The organism is Stenotrophomonas maltophilia (assembly GCF_002799245.1).
Classification (GTDB): domain Bacteria; phylum Pseudomonadota; class Gammaproteobacteria; order Xanthomonadales; family Xanthomonadaceae; genus Stenotrophomonas; species Stenotrophomonas maltophilia_S.
The window spans coordinates 255,413-277,552 of the sequence record NZ_NEQV01000006.1; the positions used below are offsets into that span (position 1 = coordinate 255,413).

12 protein-coding genes and 1 riboswitch are annotated in these 22,140 nt (G+C 67.1%); of the genes, 3 read left to right on the top strand and 9 right to left on the bottom strand.

The window, feature by feature from the left end; all coding sequences use genetic code 11:
* Positions 1–19 precede the first annotated feature (19 nt).
* The 9 genes from B9Y64_RS18320 to glyQ form a co-directional block, all read right to left on the bottom strand.
* Complete coding sequence (locus tag B9Y64_RS18320) at positions 20–475, bottom strand: REP-associated tyrosine transposase (RefSeq protein ID WP_100441929.1); 456 nt, start codon at positions 473–475, stop codon at positions 20–22.
* A 146-nt stretch (positions 476–621) separates the two neighbouring features.
* Positions 622–1,197 (bottom strand): manganese efflux pump MntP family protein, encoded by a 576-nt coding sequence (locus B9Y64_RS18325; RefSeq protein ID WP_100441930.1) that lies wholly within the window; start codon positions 1,195–1,197, stop codon positions 622–624.
* 88 nt (positions 1,198–1,285) lie between these two features.
* Positions 1,286–1,375: riboswitch (yybP-ykoY riboswitch) on the bottom strand.
* Between the two features lie 430 nt (positions 1,376–1,805).
* Complete coding sequence (locus tag B9Y64_RS18330; RefSeq protein ID WP_100441931.1) at positions 1,806–5,264, bottom strand: hybrid sensor histidine kinase/response regulator; 3,459 nt, start codon at positions 5,262–5,264, stop codon at positions 1,806–1,808.
* Between the two features lie 157 nt (positions 5,265–5,421).
* The gene (locus tag B9Y64_RS18335) at positions 5,422–7,569 is read right to left on the bottom strand and encodes a S46 family peptidase (protein WP_100441932.1); all 2,148 of its coding nucleotides are present in this window, start codon (positions 7,567–7,569) and stop codon (positions 5,422–5,424) included.
* Between the two features lie 109 nt (positions 7,570–7,678).
* Positions 7,679–9,199 carry a catalase gene (locus tag B9Y64_RS18340; RefSeq protein WP_100441933.1) on the bottom strand — a complete coding sequence of 507 codons (1,521 nt, stop codon included), beginning with the start codon at positions 9,197–9,199 and terminating at the stop codon, positions 7,679–7,681.
* A 334-nt stretch (positions 9,200–9,533) separates the two neighbouring features.
* A complete protein-coding gene (locus B9Y64_RS18345; RefSeq protein ID WP_100441934.1) occupies positions 9,534–13,400 on the bottom strand; it encodes a translocation/assembly module TamB domain-containing protein in 3,867 nt (1,288 codons plus the stop codon).
* Positions 13,397–15,193 (bottom strand): autotransporter assembly complex protein TamA, encoded by a 1,797-nt coding sequence (locus B9Y64_RS18350; RefSeq protein WP_100441935.1) that lies wholly within the window; start codon positions 15,191–15,193, stop codon positions 13,397–13,399. Before B9Y64_RS18350 ends, B9Y64_RS18345 begins: the two co-directional genes overlap by 4 nt.
* A gap of 206 nt (positions 15,194–15,399) precedes the next feature.
* Positions 15,400–17,475 carry a glycine--tRNA ligase subunit beta gene (gene glyS / locus B9Y64_RS18355; protein ID WP_100441936.1) on the bottom strand — a complete coding sequence of 692 codons (2,076 nt, stop codon included), beginning with the start codon at positions 17,473–17,475 and terminating at the stop codon, positions 15,400–15,402.
* 86 nt (positions 17,476–17,561) lie between these two features.
* Positions 17,562–18,473: a glycine--tRNA ligase subunit alpha gene (glyQ, locus tag B9Y64_RS18360; protein WP_006403404.1), complete on the bottom strand. Its 912-nt coding sequence runs from the start codon at positions 18,471–18,473 to the stop codon at positions 17,562–17,564.
* Positions 18,474–18,556: 83 nt separating this feature from the next.
* On the opposite strand from glyQ, the gene B9Y64_RS18365 reads away from it, so the two are divergent.
* The 3 genes from B9Y64_RS18365 to B9Y64_RS18375 are packed head-to-tail and all read left to right on the top strand — an operon-like array spanning position 18,557 to position 22,071.
* Complete coding sequence (locus B9Y64_RS18365) at positions 18,557–20,392, top strand: GspE/PulE family protein (RefSeq protein ID WP_100441937.1); 1,836 nt, start codon at positions 18,557–18,559, stop codon at positions 20,390–20,392.
* Entirely contained in the window at positions 20,364–21,110 is a 747-nt protein-coding gene (locus B9Y64_RS18370; RefSeq protein ID WP_100441938.1) for a glutamine amidotransferase, read from the top strand. Before B9Y64_RS18365 ends, B9Y64_RS18370 begins: the two co-directional genes overlap by 29 nt.
* A 49-nt stretch (positions 21,111–21,159) precedes the next feature.
* Entirely contained in the window at positions 21,160–22,071 is a 912-nt protein-coding gene (locus B9Y64_RS18375) for a BPSS1780 family membrane protein (protein ID WP_100441939.1), read from the top strand.
* Positions 22,072–22,140: the final 69 nt, after the last annotated feature.

A 22,140-nucleotide genomic window follows, 5' to 3' on the forward strand; every position in this document is an offset into this window, starting at 1 on the left:
CTCTTGGCCCGGCACCAGATCACGCCTCAAGCGGCCATCGACTCCACGCATAGGGGTACTCCCCGATGCACGTGGCCAGCCCTGCACGCGCCGGATTGGCCGCAATGTACATCGCCTGCGTGCGCAGGCACTCGTCACTGCGCAACGCGTGGTCGTAGTACCCCGGCTGCCAGATCGGTGCATTCGCATCAACGCACCTGGCGATGGATCTTCCACTCCTGGACTTCAGGATCTGCACGCAACCGGCGAGCGTGCCGGTACGCAACTCGATCAACCAGTGCAGGTGATCCGGCATGATCACCCAGGCCAATGAGCATGTCCGGCCTGTACGCTCTACCGTGCGTAGTGCCTCGACCAGCAGATCGGCGTTGGCGTCATCGTGGAACCAGCGCCGACGCGAATGTGTCACAGCCGTGATCGCATAGACATTGCCGGTCTGCGACCAACGACCAAAACGGAGTGCGGGACTGGCCATACGAAGAGGCTATGGCATGCATGACAGCCTCTCCATCAGTGCAACACTGCAATGCTTGTCAGCCAACATCCAATGTAGAGCCGAGCCCATGCTCGGCTGCTACTCGCGTGAGCCGAGCGTGGGCTCGGCTCTACAAGTACCCCTGCTTACCCCACGCCGTGCAGGTGCTCGTACAGGATCGTCGCGCCGATGATCACCAGGATCACGCCGCCGATGATCTCGGCACGCTTGCCGACCATGCTGCCCAGCACGCGGCCGAGCATGATGCCGGCGGTGACCATGGTCAGCGTGCACAGGCCGATGACCGCAGCCATCACGCCGATATGCACGTCCATGAAGGCCAGGCCGATACCCACCGCCATCGCGTCGATGCTGGTGGCGAAGCCGGTCAGCGCCAGCTTCCAGAAGCCGTGGTGCTGTGAGGGGTCTTCCTCTTCCTCGCCGCTGTCCGGGCGCAGGCCGTTGTAGATCATGTGGATGCCCAGCGCACCGAGCAGGCCAAAGGCGATCCAGTGGTCGAAGGCTTCGACATACTGCAGGGCGGCGCGGCCAAGCAGCCAGCCGATGATGGGCGTGATCGCTTCGATGACGCCGAAGATGATGCCGGCACGCAGTGCATCGCGGAACACCGGCTTGCGCATGGCCGCACCCTTGCCGATAGCAGCGGCGAAGGCATCGGTGGACATGGCAAAGCCGATCAGGAGGATCGAAATGGGGGACATGGGCAGCTGCTGAGGTCGGGCTAGGACGGACGCACGGCCTGCGCTCGCGCCCAACCTGACGTTGCGCGCGCGGGCCGCTGGTCTCGCCAACCATCATGGTTGTCCACGCCACGGCGCACTGGCCGAGTATGTTGACGTGGACGATTCCTGCGAAGGAATCCGGCTACTCCCCAAGGGGACGCGAAGCTTATCACCGCGATTCGCGCGTAGCGCATTTCCAGCGAAACGCGCAGGCAGGGCTGGTTTGTATAGCGATGGCTATATCAGCGCCGCACGGCGCGCGGGAGCCGAGCATGGGCTCGGCTCTACCGGGGGTTCGCGCAGTCGGATTCTGTAGAGCCGAGCCGACGCTCGGCCGCTTTCCAGCCAGACAGCGCCGCGCCGCGCGGCGCGCGGAAGCCGAGCATGGGCTCGGCTCTACACGGGGTTCGCGCTGTCGGATTCTGTAGAGACGAGCCGACGCTCGGCCGCTTTCCAGCCAGACAGCGCCGCGCCGCGCGGCGCGCGGGAGCCGAGCATGGGCTCGGCTCTACACGGGGTTCGCGCAGTCGGATTCTGTAGAGCCGAGCCGACGCTCGGCTGATTTCCTGCCAGACGGCAGTCGCCCATCAGGCATCGTTGCTGCCGGCGTCGCGCAGCGCGCCCAGGAATGCGCGCAGCGAGGCCGGCTTGATCGGCTTGGTCAGCACGCGGTAGCCACGTTCGCGCGCCATCCGCTTCAGCTCATCACGGCCATCAGCGGTCAGCAGCGCGCCCGGCAGCGGGTAGCCGGCTGCTTCGCGCAACGCCACCAGCGCATCCAGGCCATCCATGCGGTCGTGCAGGTGGTAGTCCACCAGCATCACCTGCGGGCGCTCGGCGATCTTCTCCAGCGCCTGATCGACAGTGGCAGCGGTGATCACCTGCACCTGCCAGCGGCCGAGCAGCGCGCGCATGCCGTCGAGGATCTCTTCGTCGTTGTCCACGCACAGCACACGCAGGCCCGCCAGCGAATCACTGCGCACCGGCGCGGCGATGGCCGGCACCGGCGCGGCCAGCTCGGTGTAGCCCGGCAACGGTGCCACCCGCGGCAGGATGATCGAGAACATCGACCCCTTGCCAACCCGGCTGCGCGCATTGAGGCGATGATCAAGCAGGCGCGAGATGCGCTGGCAGATCGACAGGCCCAGGCCCAAGCCCTGCTCACCCCAGTCGAACGGCTGCTGGTAGCGGTGGAACTCATCGAAGATCTGCCGCATGTGGTGCTCGGGAATGCCAGGACCGGTATCCCACACCTGCAGCTCCACTTCGTCACCGCGTTGGCGCACGGCCAACACGATGCGACCCTGGCGGGTGTAGCGCAGCGCATTGGCCAGGAAGTTCTGCAGCACGCGACGCAGCAGGCGGCGGTCACTGCGTACCCATGCCGGGCGTGCAAACAGGTCCAGGCGCAGGCCACGGCCGGCGGCGACCGGGGTGTACTGCGCGGCCAGTTCGCGCATCAGCGCGCTCACGTCGAACTCGCCGATCACCGGGTGCAGGCCGCCGGCATCCAGTCGCGATACGTCCAGCAGGCCATCGAGCAGTTCTTCCGCCGCACGCAGCGACGCATCCACACGCTCGGCCAGGTGCTTCTGCTCATCGCTCACGTGGTCGCTGTCACGCAGCGCGGAGGCGAACAGGCGCGCGGCGTTCAGCGGCTGCAGCACGTCATGGCTGATCGCCGCCAGGAAACGCGTCTTCGACTGCTGCGCAACCTCGGCCTCGTGCGAGCGCTCGGCCACGCGCTGTTCCAGCGTCTCGTTGGCTTCCAGCAGTGCCTTTTCCGCGTGCTTGTAGTCGGTGATGTCGTTGTAGCTGGTCACGTAACCGCCGCCGGGCAGCGCCTGGCCGCGCATCTCGATCACCTTGCCGTCGCTGCGGGTGCGCTCGAACACGTGCGGTGAACCGGCACGCATGTAGCCGATGCGGCGGTTGATCTGCACTTCGATGTCGCCCTCGCCCAGCTCGCCGCGCTCGGCGTTGTAGCGGATCAGGTCGGCCACCGGGCGGCCCACGTAGAGCATGCCATCGGGGTAGCCGAACATGTCCTGGTAGCGACGATTCCATGCAGTCAGGCGCATGTCCGGGTCGACCACGCTGACCCCGGCGCTGATGTTCTCCAGCGTGGTCGACAGGATCTCCCGGTTGAAGCGCAGCTCCTGCCCGGCTTCGTCCAGCACGGCCACCACTTCGCCCAGGTCCATGCCCGACCCGCGCAGCAGGCTGGTCAGCAGCAGGCGTGCCGACGCTGCGCCGATCGAGGCGGCCAGCAGGCGCTCGGTGAACTGCACCCACGGACGGTCGGCCGGTGCGGAGGATTGCAGCTCGCGCCCCAGCGACTGTGCCTGCTCGAAGAACGAACGCCGCGCATGACGCTCGCCGACCACGCGCGAGGCCAGTGCCAGCAGATCACCCACGTGCACATGGCCAGGCCAGCCACCGGCCACCGACGGGCGCTCCGCATACGGGTCGAGGAACGGCGCCGCACGCAGCCGCTCGTCCACACCGGGGCGCCAGCGTGCGGACACCAGCATCATCGTCGCCGCATTGACCAGCAGCGACCAGAACGTGCCGTGGGTCAGCGGATCCCAGCCGGTCATGCCGAACAACTGTTGCGGACGCAGCCACTCGATGCCGAAAGGCCCATGCTGCACCCACGCGGCGTCGACCCAGCCGGCCATCGTCATCGCCGGCAGCAGCAGCGTGTAAAGCCAGGTGGCGAAGCCGAGCAGCATGCCCATCTCGACACCGCGGCGGCTGGCGCCACGCCAGTACAGGCCGCCGATCAGGCCCGGTGCGAACTGCGCCACCGCGGCGAATGCCATCAGGCCATACGAGGCCAGCGTGCTGTCGTTGCTGCTGGTGCGGTAGTAGCTATAGGCCATCAACGCCAGCAGCAGGATCGCCAGGCGGCGGATCCACAGCACGCGCGAGGCGACGTCTGCAGCTTCCTGATGGTCGCCACTGCGGCGCAGCAGCACTGGCATCACCAGGTCGTTGCTGACCATGGTGGCCAGCGCGATGGACGAGACGATGACCATGCCGGTGGCTGCCGAGAAACCGCCCACATAGGCGATCAGCGCCAGCGCATTGCGGCCTTCGGCCAGTGGCAGGGCCAGCACCATCGAGTCGTCGGCGACGCTGCCGCCGGTGCCGAACAGGGTCACGCCGGCGGTAGCGATCGGCAGCACCATGCCCGAAATCAGCACCAGGTAGCCGCCGAACATCCAGCGCGCCCGGCGCACGTCGCGCACGTCACCGCACTCGACCACGGCCACATGGAACTGGCGCGGCAGGCAGATGATGGCGAGGAAACTGAGCAGTGTCTGCGAGATGAATCCTACCGGTGGCAGGCCGGTGAACAGCGTATGCACCGATTCAACCACCGCATCGGTGCGGTTGCTCAGCCACAGGTAGGCGAACACGCCCACCGCCACCATCGCCAGCAGCTTGATCACCGATTCGAAGGCGATCGCCAGCATCATGCCGTGGTGGTGCTCGGTGGCATCGACCTGGCGGGTGCCGAACAGGGTCGCGAACAGCGCCATCAGCAGCGCCACGTACAGTGCCGGGTCGGTGAAGAAACCGGTCGGGCCGGTATTGCCGGTCAGCACCTGCAGGCTCATCGCCACCGCTTTGTACTGCAGGGCGAGGTAGGGAATGATGCCGATCAGCGCGATGATCGCCACCAGTGCCGCCAGCCGCCGCGAGCGGCCGAAGCGCGAGGAGATGAAATCGGCGATGGAAACCACGTTCTGGCTGCGCGCGATCAGCGCCAGGCGCTCGATGATGCGCCAGCCGAACAGCAGCAGCAGCAGCGGGCCGATGTAGATCGGCAGGTAGCCCACGCCGTTGCGCACGGCGGTGCCGACCGCGCCGTAGAACGTCCACGACGAGCAGTACACCGCCAACGCCAGGCTGTAGACCACCGGCCGCAGCCACGGCCGGTCGGGATACATCGGCCGGCGGTCACCCCACCACGCCACGCCGAACAGCAGCGCGGCATAGGCAACCGAGACCAGCAGCAGGATCCAGCTGGAGACCACGCGTGCGTTTCCGTCAGGACAGGGGCCAGTAGATCACGACCGTTGGTCGTGATGGTAGGTCATGACCCTGGGTCGTGTTCGTGCCCACCAACGGTGGGCACCCACCAGAGGAATCGGCACCCACCAGGAAGCGGTGGGTACCTGCCAGGAACCGGCCTTATTCTGCCGGCACGCCCATTTCCTTCAGCAGCTCGGGCGCCGGGTAGACCTTGGCCAGCAGCCAGCGCAGGTAGCGCATGTCCACGTGCACGGCGCGCTTGTAGCGCGGGTCGAACCACCAGCTGGCGCTGACCGACTCCCAGTTGCTGTCGAAGTTCAGGCCGATCAGTTCACCCTTGGCGTTGAGCACCGGCGAGCCGGAGTTGCCGCCGGTGGTATCCAGGTTGGTCAGGAAGTTGACCGTCTGGGTCTTCAGCGCCGGGTCGGCGGTGCTGCCGAAGTCACCCTTGGCGATCGCTGCCAGCAATGGCTTGGGGGCATCGAACGGATAGGCGTTGGTGTTCTTCTCGACGATGCCGGCCACGGTGGTCACCGGCGAGTAGGTCACGCCATCGCGCGGGTGCAGCGCCTCTACCTTGCCGTAGCTGATGCGCAGGGTGCGGTTGGCATCCGGGTATACCGCGCGGCCCTGCTTGGCACGCCAGGCGAACAGCGCCTGCATGTACGCCGGGCGCAGGCGCAGCTGCTCGCCTTCGCGGGTCTTGCTTTCGTTCTCGATGCGCAGCTGCGCGGCCACCAGCGGGCCGGCCACGGCGATCAGCGGATCGGCGGCCAGGGCCTTGCCTTCGCGGGCAGCAGCAAAGCGCGACAGGCGCTGCGCCTCGTCACCCAGCTGGGTACCGGCATACAGGGTATCCAGCGCCTTTGCCAGCTGTTCCGGGGTACGGCCGAAGGCCGCATCGAACTCGGCCACGCGCTGCGCGTCCGGCAGCTGCTGGTAGCGCGTCAGCAGGGTGGTCAGCAGGGCCTTCTCGACCTCCGGTGCGTAGCGGCGCTGGACCTGCTTGAGCACGCCTTCGATCATCGCCTGGTCGCGCTGCTGGTAGCCGCTCTCGCGCTGCGCGTCCGGCTTGGCCGATTCGATGCGCAGGCGTTCCAGCAGCAGCGCCGAGCGCAGCAGCTGGCTCTGTGCGGCCATCTGCTCCAGCAGCAGGTCACGCTCGCCCACCGCCGCACCCTGCGACAGGTTGGCCAGCAGCGCCTTGATGTCGCCCTGGTACCTGCGGTCGGTGGCGGCCAGCATGGCCGTCTCGTCGGCGGCACGCTGGGCCTTGGCATCGCTGCGCAGCAGGCCTTCCAGCTCGCCGGCGGCGCGCTTGCGGTTGTTCTTCAACGACTGCAGCTGCGAGGCGTAGCGGGTGCGCGCCTGCGCGTCCTTGGCGCTGGCGGCCTCGATGGTATCGATCATCTGCTGGAACACCGACACGCGGCGCGGCAGCACGCTATCGATCTGGCCGGCGAACTCGGCCGCGGTGCGGTGGCGGTAGGTGATGCCCGGGTAGCCGGCCAGCATCGCGTAGTCGCCTTCCTTCGGGCCTTCCACCGACATCTGCAGGTGTGCCGGTGCCTGGTAGGGGACGTTGTCCTTGCTGTAGGCAGCCGGCTTGCCGTCCTTGCCCACATAGGCGCGCAGCAGAGTGAAGTCACCGGTGTGGCGCGGCCACATGAAGTTGTCGATCTCATCGCCGTAATTGCCGATCGCGCGCGGCGGCGCGTACACCAGGCGCACGTCGCTCAGTTCCAGCTGTGCGATGCGGTAGAAGTCGGTGCCGTAGTACATGTTGGCCACCGAGCAGCGCACGCTGCCGTCCTTCTCGCACTCGGCCACGATCTGCTTGCTGGCCGCATCCACGGCATCGAAGTAGGCACGGCCGGTCTTGCCACGGGCCTGCGCCAGCACCTGGTCGGTCACCTTGTCGAAGCCGACGGTGACCAGCACGCGGAAGTCCGGGTTGGCCGGACGCTCGTCGGCACGGTCCCTGGCGATGAAGCCGCCATTGATCAGGTCGTGCTCGGGCGAGCTGTTGTACTGGATCACGCCCATCGCCACATGGTGGTTGGTCAGCAGCAGGCCGTCGGCGGACACGAACGAGCCGGTGCCGCCACCGGCACGCACCACGGCGCTCAGCGGCGGCGCGGTGACGTTGGCCAGGTCGGCCGGATTGCCCTTGAATCCTGCGGCCTGCAGCGGCTTGGCCAGTTCCGGCAGCTGCGTCGGCATCCACATGCCTTCATCGGCGTGGGCACCGGCGGCAAGGGTCAGGCCCAGGGCCAGGGCGGTGGGAAGGGCTTTGCGTGGTGACATGAGGCAATCCGGTACGACAGAACAGCCCGGGACCATAGCCGCTGGGGCCGGATGGGGCAACGGCCGATGGTTGGGGGTCCATCGGCCGTTGCTGCCCTGTCGACCTCGCTCAGTCCGTCAACGACTGCGCCAGAGCACTGACCCGCTGCAGGTTGCCGCCGGCAATGCGGGCCACGGCGCCGCCGTATTCCGGGTCGGCTTTGTACAGATAGGACAGGATGAGGTGCTTGCTCACATCGTCCGCATTGGCCAATGCACTGCCGAAGTTGCGGGCCAGATCGGCACGTTCCTTGCGGCTGTAAGAGCGGTACAGCTCACCGGCCTGGCGGAAATTCTGCTGGCGCGCTATCGGTAGCTGCTGGGTGCTGCCCGACAGCGCCAGCGTGCTTCGGCGCGCATGCGGCGGCGACTGGCGCGGCGCCAGACGACTGGGCTCGTAATTGACCATGCTGGTGCTCTGTCCGGGGTTCATCGCCCCATCCTGATTGCCGTTGTTCACCGCCACACGCGGGCGGTTGACCGGCAGGCTGGCGCCGTTGCTGCCGATCCGGTGCAGCTGGGTATCGGCATAGGAGAACAACCGCCCCTGCAGCAACCTGTCCTCGGACGGCTCGATGCCGGGCACCAGGTTGGAGGGCGCCATGGCAACCTGCTCGGTCTCCTGGAAGAAATTGCCCACATTCTGCGTCAGCACCATCTCGCCGATCTTGCGCTCGGGGACATCAGGCCAGATCTTGGTGGCGTCCAGTGGATCAAAATCGAAGCTGGCCAGCTGCTCCGGCGCCAGTACCTGGATGTACAGATCCCAGCGCGGATATTCACCGCGCTCGATCGCCGCCACCAGGTCACGGGTCATGTGGCTGAAGTCGCTGCGCTGGATCTCCATTGCCTGTGTGGCATCGAGATTCCTGGTGCCCTGACGGCTCTTCCAGGCGAACTTGACGTAGTGCACGTCGCCTGCGGCGTTGACCAGTTTGTAGGCATGCACGCTACTGCCGTTCATGTGTCGATAGGTGGCCGGCGTGCCCTCATTGGAATACAGCAGGGTCAGCGTACGGGTAGCCTCAGGTACATGCGAGAAGAAATCAAAATGGCGCGCGTCGTTGCCAAGATTGCTGCGCGGATCCGGCTTGAAGGCGTGCACCATGTCCGGGAACTTCATCGCATCGCGGATGAAGAACGTCGGGAAATTGTTGCCCACCAGATCCCAGTTTCCTTCCTGCGTATAGAACTTGGTCGCGAACCCGCGCGGGTCACGAAGTGTTTCCGGTGAATGGGTGCCATGGACCACGGAGGAGAAGCGGACGAAGACAGGCGTTGTTTCCCCCATGCTGAAAACACGGGCACGGCTGAGCCCGGAAATGTCCGCGGTCGCGGTGAATTCGCCGCGGGCGCCGGTGCCACGTGCGTGCACCACGCGCTCGGGAATCCGTTCACGGTCAAAACGCTGCAGTTTCTGCACCAGCTGCACATCCTGCAGCAGCGTCGGCCCCTGCGCGCCGGCCGTCTGCGAATTCTGGTTGTCGCCTACCGGCGCGCCATTGTCCTGGGTCAATGTTGACTGGGCGGGAACAGGGGGGGCATGCACGGCCAGCAGCGCCGCCGTGATCAAACACCATGCAGTACGCATCGTCATCCTTCGTCACAAGTGAGACTCAACCATGTGACCTCCGCCGCCATCAAAGAAATAGATTGATCCGATCAATTCGATACTGACGATCAATCCATCGCGGAATGCCCGAATTTTCCGGATGTCCGCCACGGTTTTTTCAGGACTGAATGCACAGAACATCGCGGATCGCCGCCGCGATCGATCGCCGAACGCCTGTCGGGCATACCCGGCCCATACCGGCCGCAGGCGTTAATTGCGACAAGGCAGGGTCAACGGAGGGCATAGCCCCCCGCGGCTCCCCATGCATCGCCTCGGCGCCTGCACGCCATGCCCGGCGAGCACGAGGCGCCGCCTACTTCTCCCTTCTCCAGTTGATCGAACCACGGTTTTCCACCGTGCTCGACTCCACTTCCACGTCGAAGCCGCGGCGCAGCAGGTACTTCAGCGTGATCACCGAACCGGCACCGACCAGCGATACGCCGTAACCAACGTACAGCTTGGGCGAGATGTACTTGCCGACGCCGATCACCGAGCCACCCAGCGCGCGCGACTGGCTCACGCCGGCATCGTCCAGGCCCAGCTTGGCACCCAGCTGCGAGGCAAGCAGGCCGCTGCCGGCCGACAGTGCCGCCGAAGCTGCATTGACCTGCTGGGTCTGGTCGCTGCTGGCACCGGTCAGGCTGCGGCCGAGCACCAGGTAGGCCAGTGCTTCGGACTGCGACATCGCCGGATCGGACCACACGTCCGCACGGGGCTGCTGCGCACGCCCGGTCACGTCGATGCCGGCGGTGACATCACCGATCCGGCGCTCGGCACGGATGTTGATGCGCGGGTCGGACACCGCGTTGTAGTTCCAGGTGAGGTTGCCACGGGTGATGGTGAGGTCCTGTCCGTACGCCTTGTAGCGGCCGCTCACTTCCAGCCCGCCATTGGCGGTCATCTCGCGGCCGGGCTTGGCCCAGACCTGCATCTTGCCGGTCAGTGCGCCCTTCAGGCCGAAACCGGTCATCTTCACCTTGTCACCGAGGCTGACCGTCAGGTCCATGTCCAGCGGCGAGGTGCGCGACTCTTCCGGATCGGCAGGGTCGAGCACCACCACGTCTTCGGACACCGAGGTGCCGCGGTCCAGGCGCTCGAGGTCGATGTCGGCCTCGGGCACGTGCACGGTGCCGCGCAGCTCCATCGCTGCCTTGGCCAGGGTGAAGTCGAGATTGGGATTGGCGACGATGCGCAGCTCGCTGGTGTTGGACAGCAGCACGTTCTCGCCGTGGATCTTCAGCTGCAGCGGCTGTGCGTCGCCGAACCAGGACAGGCCACCATCCACGTACAGCGTGCCCTGGCCGGAGTTGGCCTGCGCGGTGATCTTGGCCGAACCATCGGGCTGGGCCACGAAGCTGCCCTTGCCCTGGTCGAAGGTCAGGCCCAGCGCCGGGAATTCGCCCTTGAAGTTGCTCAGCTGCGCGTCGCCACCCAGCGACGGCTGGCCACGTGTGCCGCGCAGGCTGACGTGGCCTTCGATCAGGCCGGTCGGGCGCACGATGTCCGGCGAGAAAAGCTCCAGCCAGTACAGCCGCGACATGTTGAGGTAGAGCTCGCCGTTCAGTGGCGCACTGGCTTCCCAGCCGGTCTGCATCTTCGCGTCGACGAAGCCGTTGCCCTGGAAGCCCATGCCCAGGTAGCCCTTGATGCTGGCCGGGGTCATGTCGAGCTTCAGCGAGAACTGGTCATAGCGCACCAGCTCACCGCGGGTGGCATCGCCCACCGTGTTGCGGCTTTCGCCCAGGCGTACGCCGCCTTCCTTCGAGCGCACTTCCACATGGCCTTCCCAGGCGTTGCCACGCGGGCGGATCTGCGCGTCCAGGCTGACATCGCCGCGCAGGTAGATGCGGCGGCCGGACTGCGGAGGCAGCCACGGCTGCACCAGCGCCAGCGGCAGCGCGTCACTGCGCACCACCAGGCCCTCGCGCGGCCAGTTGGCCTGTGCGCACAGCGCGCCGCTGCTGGCGGCGGCCAGGCAGGCTTCGGACAGGGTGTAGGTGCTGCCGTTGATCGCGAACGCGGCCGGTGCACGCAGCGACCAGGCATCGCCCTTCACCGGCGCGATGCGCAGCGATGCCAGCTCGCCACGCCACTGTGCGCCCTGCTGGCGCACGCTGCCCTGCAGCTCGACCGCGCCCATCTCGTTGCGGGTCTGCGCAGACAGGCGCAGATTGGACACGCTGCCCTGTGCATCCACATTCAAGCGTTCCAGCAGCATGCCGGCGTTGACCTGCTGGCCCTGCACCGCCAGCGTGCCGCTGTCGCCGCGCCAGGGCAGGTTGCCCTTGATGCTCACGCTCTCGGCACCGTAGCCATCCCAGTTGAGGTTGTTGCCGACCAGGTCGGCGGTGATGTCCGGCGCGTCGCGCGGACCCTTCACCTGCACCTGGCCGCGCAGGCCGCCGTCGGCGCCCGGCAGCAGGTCGCTCAACTGCAGCGGCTCGAAGCGCGCATCGATGTCGAGGCGATCACCGACCTTGCCCGAAGCGGTCACCCGGCTGCTGCCCAGCGACAGCTTCAGGTCACCCTGGCCCTGCGCGCCCTGCAGCGCGAACTTGCCCTGTGCGTCGAGATTGCGCTGGCGCAGCATGCCCTTCAGCGATGGCAGGTCCACCGTGGCTTCCAGCGTACCGGCAGTGCCCGGTGCGGCATTGGCCGGCGGCGGCACCTGACGGCCCTTGGACGCCAGGTTGCCGGACAGGCGGCCGTTCCAGCCCGGCACGAAATAGCCGGGGTCGAAGTCCTTCAGTGTGGCCTTGGCGTCCCAGTCCAGCTGCGGCGCCCAGGCCACCTGGCCTTCCACCTGCAGCTGGCCACCCGGCGTCTGCGCCTGCAGCTGGTGGATCGACGCCGCCTGGTCGTTGCCGCGCACGTCGAAGTGCAGCTGCGCCTTCTGCGCGTCGCGCTCGACCTCGGCGCGGCCGATCGCCGCCCAGGCCTTCAGGGTACCGGCCAGGCCGAAGCGTGCTTCCTTCAAAGTCACCGGCACCGGTGCGCTGCCGGCGGTGTTCGGATCGGGCGCCGGCACATAGGTCAGATCACGCGCGACCACCGAGAAGTTGAGCTTCTGCTGGTCTTCCTGGCTGAAATCGGCGGTGCCCTCCAGGCGGGCTTCGCCACCGAGGCCCTTCAGCAGCAGCGGCGAGACTTTCAGTACCTGGTCCTGCAGTGACACCACCGACGGTGCCAGTTCCAGTTCCTGATCGCCCTGCTTCACCTTGCCACGCAGGTTGGCGTTGCCGCCCTTGCCAGCGGCGGTGAAATCCAGCGCCAGCGGAGCGATTGCCGAGCTGGCCAGTGCCGGTGACAGCAGCGCCAGATCCAGCTCGTCGCTGCGCACGCTGGCGCTCCAGCTGGGGTCGGTGCGGCCGTCGAACACCAGCATGGCGTGCAGCGGCTTCGGTGCACGCCCGGCCACCGCCACTTCCATGTGCGAAAGGTCACCACGGGCGACCAGGCCCAGCGTGGCGGCCGTGCGCCCACGCGGTGCCGGCAGCACCGCCGTCACCGTCACGTCGGTGTCGTAGTCCTTGCCCGGAATATAGCGGCCCTGGGCAGTGAAATTGCCCATGTCGCTGTCCACGACCAGCTTGTGCGCCTGGAATTCGCCATTGGCGATCTCGATGCCGCCACGCACGCGGCTGATGTCGATCACCGGTTCGTTGGCCTGGCTGATGCGGAAGCCGTCGATGGCGATGGCATCGGCCTGGATCGCCAGCGGCATCTCGATCTGCGGCAGTGAATCCGGCCATGACGGCAGCTTGAACGGCTCGTCACTCTTGGCCAGGTTCAACGTCGCGTTGGTCAGCTCAAGCTTGTCCAGCAGCAGCTTGCGGCCCAGCAGCGGGCGCAGGTCCGGCTCCAGGTGCGCACGCTCGGCGTGGAAATGGATGTCGTCATAGCGGAAGTCGACGTTGTACAGGGTCAGCGGACCGGCCACCGGGCCTTCCACTTTGTCCCAGGTGAAGCTGGCGCCCACCGGCAGGCGCGCCACCACCTGTGCCAGCAGCACATCGCGGCCGGCCACGGTCTGCAGCAGCCAGTACACCGCCAGCAGGGCCAGCAGGGCCAGCAGCACCAGCCCGATCACGCCGATGCCGGACCACGCCCAGAATCGGCGACGGCGATAGAAGCGCACGCGCGGCGGCGGCGTGTTGGGGGTCGGTGCGGGCGTGCTCACAGGTCCGCTCCAATGTTCAGGTACAGCTGGAACTGCGAATCCGGGTTGTTCAGGCCGTGCGCCACGTCGATGCGCACCGGGCCCACCGGCGATTTCCAGCGCACGCCGAAGCCGACGCCGGTATGCAGGTCGATGGTGTTGTCGAAGGCACTGCCGGTATCGACGAACACCGCCGCGCCCCAGGGGCCGCCATTGAAGTAGTGCTCGTACTCGGCTGAGCCGATCACCAGGTTCTTGGCGCCCAGTGCGTACTTGTCCGGCGCAGGCGTCCGCGGGCCGACCTCACGATAGGCGTAGCCACGAATGCTGCGGTCGCCGCCGGCGAAGTAGCGCAGGCTCGGTGGCATCGCCACCAGGTCGCTGGTCCAGGTGGTACCACCTTCGCCGCGCAGGATCAGGCGATTGCTCTGACCCACCGGGATGTACCAGCGCAACACGGCATTGGCCTGCACGAAGCTGGTGTCCGAGCCGGCGCCTTCGACGCCGGCACGCATCGTTGCGGTGCCGCTGATGCCCTTGCGCGGGAACAACTCGTCGTCGACGTTGACGTAGTCGGCAACCATCTGCGGGTACACCAGCGTCGAGGTGTTGTAGACGGCGTCGGTGAATTCAGTGCCGGAGGCATAGCGCCAGCGCTCGCGCAGCGCGTTGACCGAGGCGATCGCGGTCCAGTGCTCGTTGATCTCACCGCTGCGGCTGGCAATCAGCTTGAAGTTGCGCAGGTCGATGTAGTCGGTCTGTTCGTCGTACGCGCTGGCGGCGAAGGTGTACCAGCCATCGAGCCAGTTGAAGGCCGGGATGCGGTAGCTGGTGACCAGGCTCTTGCGCTTCTGCGCATAGTCCAGCTGCGTGTTCATCTTGTGGCCGCGGTTGTTCAGGAACCGCCGCTCGATGCCGCCGCGCACACCCGGGCCGCTCTCGCTGCCGTAGCTCAGGCCGGCGGTGTAGATGGTGCGCTTGGCTCGGGTCAGCTTCACGTCCACCGGCACATCGCCGTTCTCGTCGGCCTCGTCCGGGCGCGGCTGGATGTCGATCACGCTGAAGTAGTCCAGCTTGGTCAACGACTGCCGCAGGCGGTCCAGCTTGCCTTCGTGGTAGTAGCTGCCCTGGTCCCAGTACACCAGCGGATCGAACAGCTTGTCGACGAAATAGTCCTGCTCGAAGCGCACCGGGCCCATGTTGTAGCGGCGGCCGCTGTCCCAGGTCAGATCGATGTCGGCGGCATTGTCGGCGCGGGTGATCTGCACCTGGCGCTGGGTGTAGTCGGCATCGAAGTAGCCACGCTCGGCCAGGCGCCGGGTGATGGTGATCTTGCTGGCTTCGTACTGGGTGTGCTCGAAGCGCTGGCCCTTGCGCGGCTTGAAGGCCGCCAGGTCGTCCTGAAGATACTGGTCGTACATCGCAGGGCCGGTGATGTCGATGTGCTCGCGGCGCACGGTCACCGGGCTGCCCTTGTCGACATGGATCAGGACGCGCACGTGTTCATCCTCGCGCGGCGCCTCGACCTTGATCACCGGGTTGTAGTACCCGAACGGTTCCAGTGCCTGGCGGGTCTGCCGCTCGGCCTGTGACAGCAGGTATTCCAGGCGCGATTCGCCCTGTTCCTTGCCGATCGTGTCGTACAGCGACAGCGATTCCTGGATGTTCTCGATGATTGCGGCGTCGTCGCCCTTGTCCAATCCCTTGATGTCCACCTTGTCGATGGTGCCGCGCGCGTGGGCCACGGTGGTGGCGGCCAGCGACAGGACCATCAGCGGCAGGGCGTATTTCTTTGGCTGCATGCGGCACAGCATACCGACCGGAGGTGACGATGCGAAATGCATCACGTCATTGGGGATCGGTTGTTAAGTTGCGGTCAAAATACGCGCCCTTGTGGCGATCATCGTGATCGCAGGCGAGGATGCCGGCATCGTGCGCGATGCCGGCAATGACCCCGATGGACATCCGCCGGCGCTGACCCGGTGGTGCCGGCCGCTGGCCGGCACGACCGATACCGGCATCAGCTCGACAGATGCTCGATCGCCGCCACCTTGCCCAGGCGCTCGCCCAGCATCGTCAGCAGCGCAAGGCGGTTGCCACGCAGCGCCGGATCCTCCGCATTGACCATCACCCCGTCGAAGAACGCATCGACCTGCGGACGCAGGCGCGCCAGGCGTGCCAGCACGGCCACGTAGTCCTTCTGGTGCAGGCTGGCGCCGGTGTCATCGATGGCCGCGGTGACCGCTTCGGCCAGCGCGCGTTCGGCATCCTCCTGCAGCAGCGCCGGGTCGATCTGGCCCGGAATGTCGCCTTCGGCCTTGCGCAGGATGTTGCGGATGCGCTTGTTGGCCGCAGCCAGTGCTTCGGCTTCCGGCAGCGCGGCGAAGGTGCCGATCGCATCCAGGCGACGGTCGAAGTCATGCAGCGAGGCCGGTTTCAGCTCGGCCACGGCGTTGAAGTGCGTGGCCGGCACGCCCTTGTCGCTGTAGTAGCCCTTCAGGCGGTCGAGGATGAAGTCGTACAGCTCGGCCACATCGGCCTGCACATTGCGCGTGGCCAGGCCGGCGTTGGCGCTGGCCAGCAGCGCGCGCAGGTCCAGCTCGAAGCCGCTTTCGATGATCGTGCGGGCCAGGCCCAGCGCATTGCGGCGCAGGGCGAACGGGTCCTTGTTGCCGGTCGGCTTCAGGCCAGCGGCGAAACCACCGGCCAGCGTGTCCACGCGCTCGGCGATCGCCAGCACCTTGCCCAGCGGCGACAGCGCGATGTCGTCACCACCGAAGCGCGGCTGGTAGGCCTCGTCGATGGCCAGCGCCACCTCTTCCGGTTCGCCACCGGTCACGGCGTAATGGCGGCCGGCGATGCCCTGCAGTTCCGGGAACTCGTTGACCATGCGCGACTGCAGGTCGTTCTTGGCCAGCTGCGCGGCGCGCCTGGCCAGCGCCGGGTCCGCACCGACCTGCGGCGCGATCACCTCGGCCAGTGCCACCACGCGTGCCACCTTGTCGGCCACGCTGCCCAGCTTGGCCTGGTAGGTCACCGTCTTCAGGCCCTCGCCCATCGACGCCAGGCCCTGCTTCAGGTCTTCGTCGAAGAAGAACTTGGCATCGGCGAAGCGCGGGCGGATCACGCGCTCGTAGCCCTTGGCCACTTCGGCCACGTCCTTCGATTCGATGTTGGCGATGCCGATGAACTTCTCGGTCAGCTTGCCGCTGTCATCCAGCACCGGGAAGAACTTCTGGTTGATTTCCATCGTCTCGATCAGCGCTTCCTGCGGTACCGCCAGGAACGCCCGCTCGAAGCTGCACAGCACCGCCGACGGCCACTCAACCAGGTTGACCACCTGCTCCAGGTTGTCCTCGGTGATGCGGGCGCTGCCGGCAGCCTTGGCCGCAGCGGCCTCGACCTCGGTGACGATGCGGGCGCGGCGCTCGCTCGGGTCGACCAGCACGAACGCGGCGCGCAGGGCTTCAACGTAGTCCTGCGGCTGTGCCAGCGACACAGCCTGGTCGTAGTGGAAACGATGGCCGCGGCTGACACGGCCGGCCTGCAGGCCGAACAGCTCGGCCTCGACCACATTGGCGCCGTGCAGCAGCACCAGCCAGTGCGCCGGGCGGGCAAAGCCCCAGGCGTGGTCACCCCAGCGCATCGGCTTGGGAATCGGCATCGCCGCAATCGCCTCGCGCAGGATCTCCGGCAGCAGGCTGGCGATGCTCGCGCCCGGCGTCACCGCGCGGTGCACGAAACGCTCACCCTTGTTGTCGGTGGTCTTCTCCAGCGTGGTCCAGTCGATCCCGGCCTTGGCGGCGAAGCCCTGCAGGGCCTTGGTCGGCTGGCCTTCGGCGTCCAGCGCGATGTTCAGGTACGGGCCCAGCACTTCGCTGTGCTGTTCGGGCTGCTCCAGGCCGACGCCCGGCAGCAGCACGGCCAGGCGGCGCGGGGTCGACAGCGGGCGCGCATCGCCCAGGTCCAGGGCGACGCCGCGCTTGCGCAGGCCTTCGACAACACCGTCGAAGAACGCCTGGGCCAGGCCCGGCAGCGCCTTGACCGGCAGTTCCTCGGTGCCCAGTTCGATCAGCAGGGGGGACAATTGGCTCATCGGTTCGATCCTGTGGTGGGGGCGCAGCGCGCAACGCGTCCGGCGCCCCGGGTAGTTGATGAAAAGCGGGTCGGTGCGGAGGGCGCTCAGGCCTTCTTCGCACCCGGGAAGCCCAGCTTCTCGCGCTGCTCGTAGTACGCCTTGGCCACTGCCTGGGCCAGCGCGCGCACGCGCAGGATGTAGCGCTGGCGCTCGGTCACGCTGATCGCGCGGCGCGCATCGAGCAGGTTGAAGGTGTGGCTGGCCTTCATCACCTGCTCGTAGGCCGGCAGCGGCAGGTTCACTTCCACCAGCTTCTGCGCTTCACGCTCGCAGGCGTCGAAGCGGTGGAACATTTCTTCCACGTCGGCGTATTCGAAGTTGTAGGTGCTCTGCTCCACCTCGTTCTGGTGGTAGACGTCGCCATAGGTCACCGGCTGGCCGTCCGGGCCATAGGTCCAGACCAGGTCATAGACGTTGTCGCAGTTCTGCAGGTACATGCACAGGCGCTCGAGACCATAGGTGATCTCGCCCAGCACCGGGCGGCACTCCAGGCCACCGGCCTGCTGGAAGTAGGTGAACTGGGTCACTTCCATGCCGTTGAGCCAGACTTCCCAGCCCAGGCCCCAGGCGCCCAGCGTCGGCGATTCCCAGTTGTCCTCGACGAAGCGCAGGTCGTGCACCAGCGGATCAATGCCCAGTGCCTTCAGCGAGTCCAGGTACAGCTGCTGGATGTTGTCCGGCGCCGGCTTCATCGCTACCTGGTACTGGTAGTAGCGCTGCAGGCGGTTCGGGTTTTCGCCGTAGCGGCCATCGGTCGGGCGGCGCGAGGGCTGCACGTAGGCCGCGTTCCAGCTTTCCGGACCGATCGCACGCAGGAAGGTGGCCGGATGGAAGGTACCGGCGCCCACCTCCAGGTCGAGCGGCTGGATGAGCACGCAGCCCTGCTGGGCCCAGAACTGGTTCAGGGTCTGGATCAGGCCCTGGAAAGTGATCGGAACGGTCGGGGTCGCGGACATGCGTACGAGTCTTGGCCGGCAAGGGGGTGCGCTAGTATAACGGCCGACCTGCGGGGCATTCCGTACCCGCGAGGAGCAGGCAGATGGAACATCGGCTGCCGGTGGGCACGCCCGGCGAGCCAGGCGGGGTCCCGCTGCCGTGGGGCCGCCTGCATTTCGAACAGGTGGGTGCGGCGCTGCTGGCCGACGGCCTGGTCGCCGAGCATGAAGGCGAGCGCATGCGGTTTTCCGCACAGGGCGCGCGCAATGCCAGTGAAGTGCACCCGCTGGTGCTGCTGTCCAACCTCAAGCTGGCCGCCCGCGACGGGGGCGAACTGACCCTGGAACGCCTGACCGAGTGGTTGGCGCGGCGTACCGGCAGCCGCTACCTGCGCATCGATCCGACCCGGGTCGACGTCGCTGCCGTCACCGCGCTGGTCTCCCACGCCTATGCCCGTCGCCACCGCTTCCTGCCGCTGGCGGTGGATGCCGAACGGGTGCTGGTGGCCACCAGCGAGCCGCTGGTGCAGGAGTGGCGCCGCGACCTGCAACACCTGACCCGCCGCAGCATCGAGCTGGCGGTGGTCAATCCGCTGGACCTGCACCGCTACACCATGGAGTTCTACGGGGTGACCCGCTCGGTGCGTGGCGCGCGCGGCGACGTCCGCGGCGAAGCCAGCACCACCCTGCCCAGCTTCGAACAGCTGGTCGAGCTGGGCCGCACCGGCGACGTCAATGCCGATGATCAGCACATCGTGCACATCGTCGATTGGCTGCTGCAGTACGCCTACGAACAGCGCGCCTCGGACATCCACCTGGAACCCCGCCGCGAGATGGGGCGCATGCGCTTCCGCATCGACGGCGTGCTGCACAAGGTGTTCGAGGTGCCACCGGCGGTGATGACCGCCGTGGTCAGCCGCATCAAGGTGCTTGGCCGCATGGACCTGGCCGAACGCCGGCGCCCGCAGGACGGCCGCATCAAGACCCGCTCGCCGGGCGGCCGCGAAGTCGAGATGCGCCTGTCGACCATGCCCACCGCCTTCGGCGAGAAGTGCGTGATGCGCATCTTCGACCCCGATGCCGCCTTCAAGAGCATCGACCAGCTCGGTTTCAGCCCGCAGGAGGCCGCCGGCTGGAATGCGCTGGTCGAACGCCCGCACGGCATCGTGCTGGTTACCGGCCCGACCGGCTCTGGCAAGACCACCACCCTGTATTCGACGCTGAAGCGACTGGCGACGCCGGACGTGAACGTGTGCACGGTGGAGGACCCGATCGAGATGATCGCGCCCGAGTTCAACCAGATGCAGGTGCAGACCAATATCGACCTGGACTTCGCCAGCGGCGTGCGCACCCTGCTGCGGCAGGACCCGGACATCATCATGATCGGTGAGATCCGCGATCTGGAAACCGCGCAGATGGCGGTGCAGGCCTCGCTGACCGGGCACCTGGTGCTGTCCACCCTGCATACCAACGACGCGCCGTCGGCGGTCACCCGCCTGCTCGACCTGGGCGTACCGCATTACCTGCTGGCCAGCACCCTCAACGGCATCCTCGCCCAGCGCCTGGTGCGCACGCTGTGCCCGCACTGCAAGCAGCCGCACAGCCTCGGCGCGGCCGATTGGGCGGTGCTGGCTGATAGCCAGGCTGCATATCCAGATGCCGCCACGCCCTGTCGGCCGGTCGGTTGCCTGGAGTGCCGGCGCACCGGATTCTTCGGCCGCATCGGCCTGTATGAGTTGCTGCCATTGGGCTCGCGGCTGCGCGGGCAGATCCGCGCCGACATGGATCTGGCCGGCTTCACCCGTGCCGCACGTGCTGAAGGATTGCGAACCCTGCGCCAGGCCGGGCTTGAAAAGGTGGCGCAGGGGCTGACTACAATCGAGGAAGTCCTGTCAGTCCTGCCGCCCCCGGATGAACCCAGCGCCCTTCCTGATCCTTGAAACCGGTCGCCCGGTGCCATCACTGCGCCGCTACGGGCGCTTCCCGCACTGGATCCGGGTTGCCGCCGGGCTGGAAGAACACGAAACGGTGGTGGTGGACGTCGAGCACGGCGGCCTCCTGCCCGACGCGGGCGACTACGCCGGAGTGCTGGTGACCGGCTCGGCCGCCTTCGTCACCGACCACGCCGAATGGAGCGAACGCAGCGCGGCATGGCTGCGCCAGGTCGCCCACGATGGCGTGCCGGTGTTCGGCATCTGCTACGGCCACCAGCTGCTGGCCCATGCGCTGGGCGGTGAGGTGGCCTACAACCCGGCCGGGCGCGAGTCCGGCACGATCGAACTGGAGCTGCAGCCGCAGGCCGCGCAGGACCCGCTGTTCCAGGGCCTGCCGCAGCATTTCGCCGCCCACGCCACCCATCTGCAGACCGTGCTGCGCGCGCCCGACGGGGCCGAGGTACTGGCCCGTTCGCCGCTGGACGGCTGCCACGCCTTCCGCTGGGGCCGCCAGGCCTGGGGCGTGCAGTTCCATCCGGAGTTCGCCACCCACCACATGCGTGGCTACGTCCGCGCCCGCGCCGACTGCATCGGCCGCCACGGCGGCTGCGCCCGCAGCATCGAGCGCGCGGTCAGCGCCGCGCCGCTGGCCCGCCAGCTGTTGCGGCGCTTCGTCCGCCAGGCGCGGTTGTCTTCAGCCCAGCCGGCGGCAAAACAGGGATAATCGGCGGCACGGGCAGCCGCCCGGCCCCTCCTGTCCTTCCCGGATGTCCATGAAAGAGATTCGCAAGCTGCCGGCTTCGGCGGGCGCCCAGTGGTTGCTGGATACGTTCTCCCTGTACCGGCGTGCGCCGCTGCAGCTGGCCCGGATCGGCCTGGTCTGGCTGCTGGTGAGCTGGGTGGTCACGCTGTTGTCGACGCTGATTCCCGGCGCCGCCGGCATGGCCGTGCAGCTGATGACCCTGGCCATCTCGCCGATCATGTTCGGCGGCATGCTGTATGCCGTGGGCGAGATCGACGAAGGCCGCCCGGGCCTGGCCTCGCACCTGCTGCAGCCGATCCGCGACCACCGCGTCAGCCACCTGCTGGTGCCGCTGGCGATCCAGGTGCTCGCGGTGCTGCTGCTGGGCGCGCTGCTGTTCCTGATGATCGGCCGCGAGGGCTTCACCGCCTTCAGCGAGGTCATGACCAAGATGGAAGAGATCAGCCGCAGTGGCCAGCAGATCAAGCCGGACGACGCGGCGGCGCTGGTCGCCAACCTGCCGGCCAAGCGCATCGCGCTGTGGATGCTGCTGGTGTTCCTCAGTGCGGTCGCGCTGTCGCTGGCGATGTTCACCCAGCCGGCGCTGGTGGTGTTCGACAAGCAGAGCGGCATGCACGCGCTGCGCCTGAGCCTGCAGGGCTGCATCGAGAACATCGGCGCCATGATCGTGTTCGCCGCACTGGGCCTGATCGCCGCGTTCTGCATGTACATCCTGTTCGTGATCGTGATCCAGATCGCGATGCTGATGGGTGGCCCGCTGGCCGCGGCCTTCATCGCCCAGCTGGTGCTGACCACGGTGCTGATGCCGCTGTATGTCGGCGCCGTCTACGCCGCCTGGAAGCAGATGTTCGTGCATCGCGGCAGCCGCGCAGTGCCGCCGATCCCGACCACCCCGACCTCGAGCGACATCTTCCACGCCTGACAGAAAAAGGGGACGGAGGGGATTAAGTCGTTAGCGGCACAGTGGCACAAACGACTTAATCCCCTCCGT